8 protein-coding genes are annotated in these 12,500 nt (G+C 61.8%); 1 reads left to right on the forward strand and 7 read right to left on the reverse strand.

What is annotated here, in order from left to right:
- Nucleotides 1–36: 36 nt before the first annotated feature.
- From QFZ88_RS07440 to QFZ88_RS07455, 4 genes are all read right to left on the reverse strand, one after another.
- The gene (locus QFZ88_RS07440; RefSeq protein ID WP_024925609.1) at nucleotides 37–1,176 is read right to left on the reverse strand and encodes a hypothetical protein; all 1,140 of its coding nucleotides are present in this window, start codon (nucleotides 1,174–1,176) and stop codon (nucleotides 37–39) included.
- Between the two features lie 29 nt (nucleotides 1,177–1,205).
- On the reverse strand, nucleotides 1,206–2,723 hold the full coding sequence (locus QFZ88_RS07445) for a sugar ABC transporter ATP-binding protein (RefSeq protein ID WP_024925610.1): 1,518 nt from the start codon (nucleotides 2,721–2,723) through the stop codon (nucleotides 1,206–1,208).
- A gap of 96 nt (nucleotides 2,724–2,819) precedes the next feature.
- Nucleotides 2,820–3,788 carry a sugar ABC transporter substrate-binding protein gene (locus tag QFZ88_RS07450; RefSeq protein ID WP_024925611.1) on the reverse strand — a complete coding sequence of 323 codons (969 nt, stop codon included), beginning with the start codon at nucleotides 3,786–3,788 and terminating at the stop codon, nucleotides 2,820–2,822.
- Nucleotides 3,789–3,831: 43 nt separating this feature from the next.
- Nucleotides 3,832–4,803: an ABC transporter permease gene (locus tag QFZ88_RS07455; protein ID WP_024925612.1), complete on the reverse strand. Its 972-nt coding sequence runs from the start codon at nucleotides 4,801–4,803 to the stop codon at nucleotides 3,832–3,834.
- Between the two features lie 163 nt (nucleotides 4,804–4,966).
- Here QFZ88_RS07455 and QFZ88_RS07460 point away from each other — a divergent pair, with 163 nt between their 5' ends.
- Complete coding sequence (locus QFZ88_RS07460) at nucleotides 4,967–6,097, forward strand: ROK family transcriptional regulator (RefSeq protein ID WP_024925613.1); 1,131 nt, start codon at nucleotides 4,967–4,969, stop codon at nucleotides 6,095–6,097.
- A gap of 2,030 nt (nucleotides 6,098–8,127) precedes the next feature.
- Here QFZ88_RS07460 and QFZ88_RS07465 read toward each other — a convergent pair.
- The 3 genes from QFZ88_RS07465 to QFZ88_RS07475 all read right to left on the reverse strand — a co-directional run bounded on the left by QFZ88_RS07465 (nucleotide 8,128) and on the right by QFZ88_RS07475 (nucleotide 12,488).
- Complete coding sequence (locus QFZ88_RS07465; protein WP_024925614.1) at nucleotides 8,128–10,350, reverse strand: nitric oxide reductase activation protein NorD; 2,223 nt, start codon at nucleotides 10,348–10,350, stop codon at nucleotides 8,128–8,130.
- A 4-nt stretch (nucleotides 10,351–10,354) separates the two neighbouring features.
- Entirely contained in the window at nucleotides 10,355–11,188 is an 834-nt protein-coding gene (locus QFZ88_RS07470; protein WP_024925615.1) for a CbbQ/NirQ/NorQ/GpvN family protein, read from the reverse strand.
- A 262-nt stretch (nucleotides 11,189–11,450) separates the two neighbouring features.
- Nucleotides 11,451–12,488: an aliphatic amidase gene (locus QFZ88_RS07475; protein ID WP_024925616.1), complete on the reverse strand. Its 1,038-nt coding sequence runs from the start codon at nucleotides 12,486–12,488 to the stop codon at nucleotides 11,451–11,453.
- Nucleotides 12,489–12,500: the final 12 nt, after the last annotated feature.

Genomic DNA, 12,500 nt, shown 5'->3' on the forward strand with positions numbered 1-12,500 from the left:
GCTAGTTCAAATCAGTCCAGCATCAAAGCCTGATAATTATGCCTGCCGGAAGTTTCGCAGGCGCGCGATCATCGCCTTCCCGTCGGCTGTCTCGCTACGCTCGATCAACTGCGACAGGGTGAAGACGCAAACACCGTCGACCGGGCTCGCCTCCAGTCGTCCGACCGCATCCGAAAACTCCTCGGCGCTGATGTCATCGGCCCGGCCATGGCCTGCGTGTATGCCGTCGAGATAGATGGCCTTTGCCTGCAAGGTGCAGATCGCGCGCGCCTTGCCGCGCTGCTTGATGTCCGAGGCTATCCTCGCCGGCCAGGCGCTGTCGCGGCGTAGAATCTGGTGGTAGGCCATCACCTCGAAGACATCGACGACGGCATCGAGACGGCTGACATCTTGGCCGAACACTTCGGTCACGGCATCGTCGAAGTCGGTGCGAAAGAACGGCAACGTATTGATGGCAATCTCGGTGTCGGGTTTGATGGCGCGCACGGCGCTGCGTATGCCGCCAATGGCGGAAACCGTAACGCCGCACTTCCAGTCGCGCCAGGCCTCGCGATAGTGGCTAGCGATCCTCTGGGCTGCCTGTATTGGCTGATCGACCGGGATGTCGGCGCCGGTTTCGTCGCGAAAACGCCGCAGCGTATCGGGCGCATAGCTGTAATCAGGCTTGGAAGCGCGCTGCATGTCCGGCAGCCAGGTCTCCCAGAAGCCGGGCCAGCGGATGAAGCCGAGATGGATGCCCTCAGGCTGCAATTCGCGGACGGCCGTCTCGAGCAGGCCGATCTTGTGAGCCAGGTTCTCCTCGCGATCCGGCGCCATCCCGACATACCAGTCCTCCTGGACAGCCCGGTTGCCATGCTGATCGATGGGCAAAAGATCCGGGTTCCGGCGGGTGTAGGCGGGGTCGAAACAGATGTTGAGGCAGCCGAAATAGGAGATGCCCCGGTCCTTCAGCGCATTGCGAAACGCCAGGTCGTCCTGCGCGGCGTAGCGCGCTCGGTCATGGCCGCGAACGGCACTTTCAACAGCCGTGTCCTGCATCGGCAGATAGCGGCTTTGGGTGATCACATAGGTAATGCCCATCGACCGCAACAGATCGGCGGCCGCCTCGATTTCCATCCCATGCTTCAGGAACCAGTCGTTGTCATAGATTTTCACCCCGACGCTCAGGTCCATCATCGTATCGTCCTATGCCAAGGAAGGAGGAGTTAGTGGACCGTCGTGGCCCGCGAGGACGCCTCGGCGCTTCTGCTCATCGCCGCGAGCAGCCGCGCGCGATCGAGGTCGCGTCCATCCTCGATTTCGGTCACCGTGCCGGCCTGCACGATCGCAACGAGATCGGACAGTGCGAGGATTTCGTCCAGATCGTCGGAGATCAAAAGCACCGCTGCACCAGCTTGCGCGAGCGATCGAATCTGGAGGTGAAGTTCGGCCTTGGCGCCCACGTCGACACCCGCCGTCGGCTGGTCGAGGACGAGCACTCGCGGTTCGGCGGTCGCCGCGCGTGCCAATAGTACTTTCTGGGCGTTGCCGCCGCTTAGCGTTGCGACATTTCGCTCCGGCTCCGCCGGCCTGACATGGAAGCGCCGAAGCGCCTGGGCAACAGCCTGCCGCCGCATTGCGCGGCGCACCACGCCCAGGCGCGACATCAGCGGCGCGAGCGCCGTAAGTTCGATGTTGGCGCGTATCGACCCGGTCAGGACCAGCCCGTTCGTGTTGCGGTCTTCCGGTACGAGAACGAGGCCATGTCGCCCCGCGCTGACGGGATCGAGACGGGGCAATGCCTGCCCCTCGAGCTTCATGATGCCGTGGCTTTCGACGTCGCCGATCAGCGCGCGCGCTATGCGCGATCGTCCCGATCCGATCAGGCCGGCGAGGCCAACAATCTCGCCAGCGCGCAGCTCAAGGGAAAATGGCCGCCGCCCCGAGACCGAGAAGTTCTCTAGCTTGAGGCGCACCGCTCCGCGTTGTCCCAATGTGGAAGAAATCGGTTGGGGTGCGGCTTTTGCATCGCCGACAAGCAGGGCCGCCAGGCTGTCCACCGTGAAGCTGGAAGATGGGCCACTTTCGACGACCCTACCGTCGCGAAGTACGGTGACACGGTCTGCGACCTCGATTACCTCGTCGAGGAAATGGCTGATGTAGATGACACCCATGCCGCCAGCGGTCATGCGACGCATCAGGCTGAAAAGATGCTCTCGCTCGGCGGGGGCGAGCCTGGCTGTGGGTTCGTCCATGATGAGGATGCTGGCGTTCTGTGACAATGCCCGCACGATCTCGGTCAGTTGTTGCGCGGCAACGCCAAGCTTGCACACCGGCGTATCCATGGGCAGTTCGATGCCGAGGGCCGCCGCTTCGCGCAACGAGCGCTCCCGCAACGCCGCGTGGGAGACGAGGCCGGCCATAGCACCGCGCGGTTCGCGCCCCAGCGCTATGTTCTCAGCGACCGTGAAATCGGGAACCAGCGCGAAATCCTGGTAGATGGTGGCCACGCCATGTTCATGCGCCTCTCGCGGCGTCGCCAGCGCGACTGTCTTGCCGGCAATGGCAATTGTGCCACCGTGATCTGCGTAAAGCCCGCCCAGCACCTTCATCAGCGTGCTCTTGCCCGCACCATTATGGCCGACAAGGGCATGGATCTCGCCCTTGGCAAGCTTGAACGACACACCATGAAGCACGGTGCTTCCCGCGAAGCTTTTGCGGATGTCGGTCATTTCAAGAAGCATGATTGCGCATCTTTGCTGTTGATCGCGGCAGGCTCGCTATCGCACTTGCGCGAGCCTGCCGCGGCGGAGGCAGGCAGGTGCGGCTGGATCGCGGAATCAGCCGCCCCAGGCCGGAGGAAACTGCTCCACATTGTCCTTGGTCACGATCGGCAGATCGAGGAAGTGATCAGGGGAAGGCACTTCGGCTGTTTTTCCGTCGAGCAGTTTGACCGCGTCCTTCACGCCGGTTACGCCCTGCGGCGCCGGATCCTGGTTGACGGTGCCATAGACCGTGCCGGCCTGAATCGCGCCGCGCACATCGGCCGGGTAATCGCCCAGGATGAACTTGACGTCGGTGCGTCCGCTCTGCCTGGTGAAGCTGGCGCCATTTACACCTTCCGGCCCCTGGTCGATGATCGCTTCCAGCGAACCGGGCTGGTAGCGGCTCAGGAAGTCCTGGGTGACAGCCAATGCCTTGGCATTGTCCCAGTCGGCCGACTGTTCCTCGACGATCTTAATGTCGGGGTATTTCTTCAAGGTTTCCATCAGGCCGGCCTTGCGGTCGATCTGCGAGGATGTGCCGAGCTTGCCGAGGATATAGGCGACCTTGCCCTTGCCTCCGATCGCCTTGGCCAAAAGCTCGCCTTGCTGACGTCCAAAAGCGACGTCGTCCACGCCGACGAAGGTTGCGATCTTGGCGCCGGAACTCGTATCGACACGGTTGTTGACGGCAATGACGGGAATGCCGGCCTCGTTCGCCTGCTTGATGACAGGTACGATGCCCTTGGCATTGCTCGGCGTGACCAGGATGAGATCGACTTTCTGCGCGATGAACTGCTGCACGACCGAGATTTCGGTCGACAGGTCGCCATTGCCGCTCTGCAGGTCCAGCGATACGCCAAGGTCCTTGGCGGTATCCTGAGCGCCCTTGATGAGGTTCGAATAGAACGGAACCGAAGTGTTCCAGATCATCATGCCGATCTTGCGCTCGGCGGCCATCGCGGACTGACCGTCGATGGCGAATCCGAGGGCAAGTATGGCGACCGCAGCGTTCAGAACGGTACGGCGGGAAAAATGTTTCTTCATGTCGTTCCCCTTGCTCACAGGTTGTTTGTCGTCGTGAGTCGTTTCAGCGCAATTCCCGGCGCTTGCGCTGATAACTGTCGAAACCCACCGCCACGAGGATGACGGCGCCGGTGACTGCTGGTTGCCAGTAGGGCGAAATGCCCAGCAGATTGAGTGCGTTGGCGACGACACCAAGGAGCAGCGTGCCAAGCACGGCGCCGCCCACATTGCCGACGCCGCCGCTGAGCGGTACGCCGCCAACCACGACGGCAGCGATTGCCGCGAGAGGCCAGTCGGCAGCACTTGCGGGCTGGCCGATACCGGTCTGCCCAAGCAGAACCACGCCAGCGATTGCCGCGAACAGGCCGCCAAGCGCGTAGGTGGCGAGTGTCACCCGGTCGACATTGATGCCGGCGAGCCGAGCCGCGACCTTGTTGCCGCCAACCGCGTAGATGTGGTGGCCGAAAGTGGTAAAGCGCAGGATCGCCCAAGTCAGGCAGGCGATCGCCGCAAAGATAATGGTCGGGATCGGGATCGGCCCGATGCGGCCGAGCCCGAGTACCGTAAAGGCCTCCGGCACGCCATAGACCGGCTGAGCGGCCGTGCCGATAAAGAGCAGGCCCGTGACCAGCACCTGTGTCCCGAGGGTCGCCACGAACGGATTGATGCCGATCTTGGCGATGCAGAAGCCATTGAACAGGCCGACAACGGCGCCGAGCGCCAGCGCGGCGACAATTCCGAGAGGCCCCGAAACATGCACGATCATGGCTGCGGCCACGACCGAGGCCATGGCGCCTACCGCGCCGACGGAAAGGTCAAAACCGCCAAGCACGATCATCAAAAGCATGCCGCATGCGACGATGCCGATGATGGAATTGCGCTGCAATACGTTGGCAATGTTCGCCCAGGTCGCGAAGTTTGGTACCGCGAGCGCGGCGACGACGACGACAAGAACGAAAATGATCACCAGCGCATAGCGCGACAACAGCGCGGCATGCGAGCCACCCGGGCTTTTGCGAGATGGGACTTCGGTCATGCGGCTCCTCCGCGGCTCGCACGCGGCAGCCGCATCCTCCATCGCAATCGTCGCGGCGGGATTTGCCGCCGGCCATGCGATCCGAGGGCAAGATAAGGGGCAAAAACAGGCACTGTCAATAAATAAAGTTTGTTAATTTAATATAATCTGCTAGCGTTGGTTTGTGCTTGAATCTCCAGCCAACCTGCCGGCCAGCAACGCTTCCGATGTCCGCCGCCGCAATCGGCGGCTGATGCTGCATGAATTGCGTTTGCGCGGAAGCCTTTCGCGAGCGGAGTTGGCGCGCGCCACCGGGCTCACGCCGCCAGCCATCGCCGGCATCATCCAGGATCTGCTTGACTCTGGGCTGGTGCGGGAAGCCGGGCGACGCAAATCCGCCCGCGGTCAACCGCCGATCGAGATCGAGATCGCCCGGGAAGGCGGCTACGCGGTTGGCCTGCGCGTCGACACGCGCGGCTACGACTTCGTCGTTTCCGACCTTGGAGGCGAGGTGGTTGCCAGCGGCCAGGGTGAGATACAAGGCGAGGAACCGGAAGAACTGCTGGAATTCCTCGCTGCGCTCTATGAAGGTCTCGCCGAAAAATACGGCGCGGGCCGCAGCCTTGGGCTTGGCCTTGTCACGCCGGGGCCATTCGACGCAATCTGGCCGGGGATACCGACCCCCGGCGCCATAGCGGCGCTGCAGACGCGTTCACTTGTCGAAACGCTGACGACGCGTATTGGCGTCGATGTCTTCCTCGAGAACGATGCCACTGCCGCCGCGCTTGGTGAGCGGCTCAACGGTGTGGCGCGCGAGGTCAACCATTTCTTCTATGTGTTCGTCGGCGAAGGTGTTGGCGGCGGCATTGTGATGAAGGGCGAGCCCTATCGCGGCGAGAGCGGCAATGCGGGCGAGTTCGGTCATCTGATCGTCGACCCCACCGGGCCGCGCTGCTATTGCGGCAACAGTGGATGCCTTGGGCAGTACCTGTCGCTTTCCTCGTTGCGGCAATTCCAGGCTACGCAGCCAGACGGAGCGTCCGAGGCGGCGCAGGAGGCCTGGCTGGCTAGCGCTGCTCGCGCGCTCTCGCTGGCACTCGTCACCGTTGAGAATCTGCTCGATCCCGAAATGATCGTGCTCGGTGGAGCCGCGCCAAGACAACTGCTAGCAAGGCTTTTCGATCGCGTCGGCGAAATGCGGCCCTCGGTCCGTCTGGGGCGGCAAAGGCGGCTGCTTCTCAGCGATCTTGGCGAGCGCAGCGCTTCCTACGGCGCCTCGACCCTGCCCATCATTGCCGTGACAAGTCCGTTCTAGGCTGTGAACGGAGAGCTCGTCATTCAGACCGGCGACACGTCGACGAACCAACCGCAACACTGCGTGGATGCTCACCGGCGTCATGAGACGATTGGCAAAGCTGAAGGCGGGCTGCCTTCCAGAGCTATACCAAAATGGTGGGCATCGTCTCAAGTCACTGGGTACGTCGCCAGTAGCGAGCCAGGATGTTGCCATCAATTGTCCGCGAACAACGCGCCGCTCGCAAAGAACCACATCACACCAAAATCGTCGCGCGAAGACAACCAGTTCGACATGTCGACTGCCGAGGGGCAGTGGCGATAGCGACATGCCCTGTTGCTCTAGGCCCATGTCTCATCGATGAGCACAAGTCGTTCCAGATCGAGATCGAGTTGGCCGTCGGACTAGGCACCTATCCTGACGCGCTTCATGATATCGGGCAACTTTGCTCTGCCACGTGGGCGGTCTTTTTTGGGGGATCGCACAGCACGAAGAAGTGTCGTAGCGTGCCGGAACTGAACTTCAGGCCCTGTGCCTTAAGCACCTGCCCTACCTCCTAGATGGATCGGTCCGCCCCGTCCCAAGCACCGCAATGCTCGCTGCCGATGAACATCAATGCAGCCGGATCGACGGTCGCCGCCGAGCACGTTCGAACGATCCTCACTCTGTTCACGCTCACGCGCTCGCCAATGGCTCACGCTCGCTGCGCTTACTCCGAACCAACCGCAGCTTCCCGGCGCGTCGCGCCGCCGCAACACATGCCAGCACAGGTTCCCGCAGATCAACCGATAAGGCTTTCGACATATCTACCGGCCTCCTTCCGACACATAACTAGACTCACCTCAGCACTGATCTAGGAATCCCGATTCCATCAGATCGAGTCGTGCTCTAAATCAACCCGCAAACTGCGCCGAAAACGCCTCTCTTCAAAAGTCCAAATCGTCTCAAATCATTCGACGATGGACGGACTAGGCCTGATAGGTGCTCCAAGCGCATGTAGGTTGGCGGCCGGTATGGAATATGAAAGCCACGCATTTTTCGGGGCCGGTATAAACACATCTAACCGTTGCCCGAGCGGTGCGCTTTTTTGTTGCATCCACTTCGGGAACGCAGATGGTAGTCTTCCATAACTGAATTTGAGGGCGCAAAGCAGACTCGCCTATGCGCACGCTATTCTACGCTGGACTTCCCTGACCCTTTGAAGCCGCTTTATTTTGCTCAGGGGCTACTCACAAATCGGAGGTGCAAGTTTTGAGAAGGAAGCCAATGCCGCTCAACGAGAGTCAGAAACAGACGAAATGGCAGCGGCGCAGCAGCACAAATCGCCGCTGAAGGGACGCTAACGCCGCCGTTTTTATCCGTCATTCCCGCTCCATTATCAATTGGAGAGTTAAGTAGCCGATCATCAAGGGATTGAAAGAGCGCGGAATTAACCTTTACCGTCATGGATACTGTCAGAATCGCACGCAATTGATCTTCCACAAAGAATGTGGCGCGGTGCGCGGCATCAATCTGGACGCATGCATTCTATACAGCGTGCGGGAGTTGAGGGCCCAACGACAATCACGAAACTGCTTATATCCGGGCGGCGAAACCACCATCAAATCAGCCGTAGTAATCTTTGGTTGATAAAGCTGGGTGTCTGCGGAACAGTTTTTGTACTGCCCCTACAGGGGCAGATGCGACCTCCTAATCAATGCGATGGCGCCGCACTGCTCCCCTGCGTGTTCGTGAACCGCAGCGAGCACCCGTACCTTGGTTGCGTTGATCGCACTGTAAAACGCGCAGTTGAAATGTGGCAACCAAGACGAACGACACTCGCCCATGCTTTCAGCAAAACGAAAGCGGGCAGAAACGCCGCAAAACCCCACCCTACCTTGTTGAACACGACAAAGGTGAGTCGGACGACATCGAGTGCAACCGGAAGCGCCGGGCTCAGCGCAAGGAATTCGTCTGGCGCCGCTAGGAACGTTGTAGTGTTTACCGGACCAACACTGGGAATCGCGTACCAGCGCCGGCGAATTCCTGCCGCCTCATCGGAGAATGCGAGCCTATCTTGCAATTGTCAGATAGAGTTTCGGCAACAGATCGGTGAGCCGCTCGACCGCCGCGATGGTGATCGCATTGCGCTGGCCGAAGATGCGGCCGAGATAGGACTCCGCGTTCGACTCCAACCCGACACAGAACGTATCGATGCCGAAGCGGTTGAGGTGATGGACGGCCTTGCGGGCATCCTCGACCAGGTAAAGCCGGTCCTCGACATCGAGGTCGGATGGCTCGCCGTCGGTGACAACCAGAAGCAGCCGGCGATAGCTGCGTTGGCGGGCGAGGTCGGCGCCGGCATGGCGCATGGCGGCACCGATGCGGGTGGAGAGCCCGCTTTCAAGACCGTCCAGCCGCGCATCGACAAAATCGTCGTAGGCGCGGCTGAAATCCTTGATCCGGAAGTAGTGCACGTCGTCGCGCTTGTCGGAGCAGAAGGCGGCAATGGCGAAGGGATCGCCCAATCCCGCCATCGCCCGTGCCAGCAAGGCTGCCGACTGGCGCTCGACATCCAGCACCGAGCGCGTTGAGCCGCGCACCTTTTCGGCCGTCGACTGCGAAATGTCGAGCAGAAGTAGCACCGACAGGTCACGGCTGCGCCGCTCGTAACGGCCATGTATTCGGTGATCGGCAGCCTCGCCGATGCGGCGGGCGACCGTCGCCTCGATGCAGGCGTCCATGTCGAGGAATTCGCCTTCCGGCTGGCGGCGCAGGCGCTCTGCGCGGCTGACACGGGCGGAGCGGATCAGCGCCGTCACCCGCGCGACGAGATCGGCATGCTCTTCGCGCAACCGGGCGACGGGGCCGTTGGCTGCGGCTTTCGGCGTGTATTCCTTGACCGAAGTCCACTCCGGCTGCTCGCGCCCGGTGACATAGTCATATTCGGGATAACGGGCAATGAGCACACCATCGTGCGCCTGCTCGATCACCTCGACACGCCCGCCAGTGTCGCCCATTTCCGTTTCGGTGCGATCGGGCGGGCGGCTGTCGTCCTGCTCTTCCCGAATACGCGCCGAAGACAGCACCTGCTCGGCTTCCGACGATTGTTGCTGGTCGTCGTCGCCGAAATCCCAGAGGCCGAGATTGTCGTCGCGATAGGGCGGCTGCACGACATAGTTCTTCGGATCGAACTGTACCCGCATCTGGCCGAGATCGTTGCCGAGCAGGTCGCCGATGCGGCGGCTGATCTGCTGTCCACCCCAATCGGCCTCGGCCTCGAAGAAGGCGCGGCGGCCTTTCTGCACCCAGGGATCGGGATCGTCATATGCCGGATCGGCAAGGGCCCGCGCCAGCCGCGCGAACAGCCCGGGCGCGGTGGCGGTGCCGGATGGTTCGGCCGCATGGAAAGGCGTGAATAGGCGGCGAAGACCGGGAAGTTCGCGCGTGGCCAACTGCTCGACCCTGGCGTCCTCGATCAACGAAACCAGCGCGATCTGGGCCGGCTTCAACCCGCCGACCGGGAAGCGCTCGCGCGAGAATCTGAGATGAGCACCGATATGGGCGACGGCGGCGCGGTAGAGCTTTTCGCCGTCACTGCCCGAAAATCCGGGATAGGCGGCGGGCAACCTGAGGACGCTGCCGTCGAATCCCGGACGACGCCGCGCCTGTTCCGGCGCGTTGGCCGGCGTCTCGCGCATCGGCGGCGTCTCGCCCCACAAGGCCGCAAGATAAGGTTTCAGCCTCGATTCCAGATCGAGAAACCCGACCTCGCCACTTTCGCGCAGCAGCCAGCGCCGCGCATTGGGGTCTTCCAGCGTGAAGAAGCGCAGGCGTCGTTCAGGCTCGCCATTGCTCGAGCGCAGCCCGATCCTGACCCAGGAAGCCAGCGCTCGGGCGTCAAGGCGCGCGACTAGGTTGGCGGTCTGGTCGAGCAGCGCCGCCGCCGATTCCGGCGCCTGATCGCCGACCTGCTCGACGAGCCGCAGCCATTCTTGCAGCGAGGCGGCATCTGTGTAGTGCTTTGCGGCGGTGATCGCGGCGACCGGAGCCAAGGCGGCTGCGCGACGGCCGGCCCTGATCGCCAGGCCTGAGACGATCGCGGCAAGCGCAATCGCGGCCTGCGGCGAGGCCAATCGCGCCAGTTCGGGTGCGTGATTGAGATAGCTGTCGGTAACGACATCGCCATAACCGGCACCGGCAAGGCGGCGGCAAACATCGCCCCAGGCATCGTAGAGATCACCTGGAAAGGCGGAACGTATGGCCTCGTCCGATTGCATCGACTGGGCGATCATCGCTTCAGAGGCAGGCGGCGATCGCGGCGGTGAGCGCGTCGCGCATGTCGGCATCGTCGGTGATCGGCAGCACCAGCGCCACCTCACAGGCCTGGTCGAGCGTGATGCCGCCGGCTACGAGATGACCGGCGTTGATCAACATGCGTGTCGAGGCGCCCTCCTCCAGGCCATGGCCTTTAAGATTGCGCGAGCGCTGCGCGATCCGCACCAGCGTCTCCGCGACGGGTCGTTTGACGCCGGCTTCCGAGACCACGATCTCCGCCTCGATCGCGGCATCCGGATAGGTGAAGGCGATCGCTGCGAAACGCTGCTTGGTTGATTCCTTCAGGTCCTTCAGCACACTCTGGTAGCCGGGGTTGTAGGAGATGACGAGCTGGAAGTCAGGATGCGCCTTCAGTACCTCGTTCTTCTTTTCGAGCGGCAGGATGCGACGGTCGTCGGTCAGGGAATGGATGACGACTGTGGTGTCCTGCCTGGCCTCGACGATCTCGTCGAGATAGCAGATCGCGCCGGAGCGGACAGCGAGCGTCAACGGTCCGTCATGCCAGACCGTGCCGTCGGCATCGAGCAGGTAGCGCCCGACAAGGTCGGAAGCGGTCATGTCCTCATGGCAGGAAACAGTGACCAGCGGTCGCTTCAGCCGCCATGCCATGTGTTCGACGAAACGGGTCTTGCCGCAGCCGGTCGGCCCCTTGAGCATGACCGGCATGCGCGCGCCATAAGCAGCCTCGAACAGCGCGACTTCATGCCCGACGGAGCGGTAATACGGTTCTTGGATGATCCTGAAATCGTCGAGCGCGGGATTGTGAGCCGATTTGGCGCCGCTTGTACTATGCATTTCCAACCTCGATACAATGTCGGTCAATTCCCCTCATCCTTCCTTTGAAGAGCAGCGGGATGAACGGCGACGAAGCCACCGTGAAGTGCCGGCGGAGTAAAAACCTGGGCCAAACGTGCCGCAGCCCCTGGCGCATGACCCCGAAATCGGAACGATTTCCGGAAAGGATCATGCGCCCACCCAACGTGCTGGAGCGTCCCTTGCGCGTCCAAGAGGACGCGCGACGCTCGAGGTGGCCGCGACACGCCAGTGGCCGCGCCGTTCAGCGGTGCGCCGCCACCTTGTTCGGGATGCCATCGATCGGGCTTTCCGGCGTGCCGACCGTCTGACGGGTCATTGCCTCTACCTTTTCGCGCGTGCCTTCCGGATCGGTGATCCACTGATGGTAGAAGTTGTACGGACATGCAGCATGACCGCGAGTGTCGTCACCGGAGTTGATGAGGCCGGTGTAACCGCGGTGCAGCAGTTTGAAGAGATGGTTCTGCGATTGCATGTTGCGGCGCGCGTCGCGCAGCAGTGAGGTCGACAGCTGGGCATACTGGATGCCATTCTCCTCGGTGCCGCATTCGCCGAGCGTGCGGCCATCGAAGCCGATGATCGCCGAATGGCCGAAATAGGAATAGACGCCGTCGAAGCCGGCGGCGTTGGCAACCGCGACATAGACATTGTTGGCCCAGGCCATCGATTTCGAGATCAAGATCTGCTGTTCCTTGGCTGGGTACATATAACCCTGGCAGCGGATGATCAGCTCCGCCCCGCGCATGGCGCAGTCGCGCCAGATTTCGGGATAATTGCCGTCGTCGCAGATGATGAGCGAGATCTTCAGGCCCTTCGGGCCTTCGGAGACATAGGTGCAGTCACCGGGATACCAGCCCTCGATCGGCACCCAGGGCATGATCTTGCGGTATTTCTGAACGATCTCGCCCTTGTCGTTCATCAGGATCAGCGTGTTGTAGGGCGCCTTGTTGGGGTGCTCTTCATGGCGCTCGCCGGTCAGCGAGAACACACCCCACACACGCGCCTTCTTGCAGGCCTCGGCGAAAATTTTGGTCTCCTCGCCAGGGACAGCGGAAGCGGTCTCGTACATCTCCTTCTGGTCATACATGATGCCGTGCGTGGAATATTCCGGGAAGATCACCAGATCCATGCCGGGCAGGCCGCGCTTCATACCTTCCACCATGTCGGCGATCTTGCGGGCATTAGCGAGCACTTCCTCACGCGAATGCAGCCGCGGCATCTTGTAGTTGACGACGGCAACACCGACGGTGTCGTTGCTGCTCGAAATATCGCCATGGTACATTTTTCAATCTCC

Source organism: Mesorhizobium sp. YL-MeA3-2017 (assembly GCF_030814575.1).
Taxonomy (GTDB): Bacteria; Pseudomonadota; Alphaproteobacteria; order Rhizobiales; family Rhizobiaceae; genus Mesorhizobium; species Mesorhizobium terrae.

Coding starts and splice junctions, on each gene's coding strand:
- QFZ88_RS07470 (WP_024925615.1), bottom strand. CDS start 11,188: ATGCATAGTACAAGCGGCGCCAAATCGGCTCACAATCCCGCGCTCGAC.
- QFZ88_RS07455 (WP_024925612.1), bottom strand. CDS start 4,803: ATGACCGAAGTCCCATCTCGCAAAAGCCCGGGTGGCTCGCATGCCGCG.
- QFZ88_RS07445 (WP_024925610.1), bottom strand. CDS start 2,723: ATGCTTCTTGAAATGACCGACATCCGCAAAAGCTTCGCGGGAAGCACC.
- QFZ88_RS07475 (WP_024925616.1), bottom strand. CDS start 12,488: ATGTACCATGGCGATATTTCGAGCAGCAACGACACCGTCGGTGTTGCC.
- QFZ88_RS07465 (WP_024925614.1), bottom strand. CDS start 10,350: ATGATCGCCCAGTCGATGCAATCGGACGAGGCCATACGTTCCGCCTTT.
- QFZ88_RS07440 (WP_024925609.1), bottom strand. CDS start 1,176: ATGATGGACCTGAGCGTCGGGGTGAAAATCTATGACAACGACTGGTTC.
- QFZ88_RS07450 (WP_024925611.1), bottom strand. CDS start 3,788: ATGAAGAAACATTTTTCCCGCCGTACCGTTCTGAACGCTGCGGTCGCC.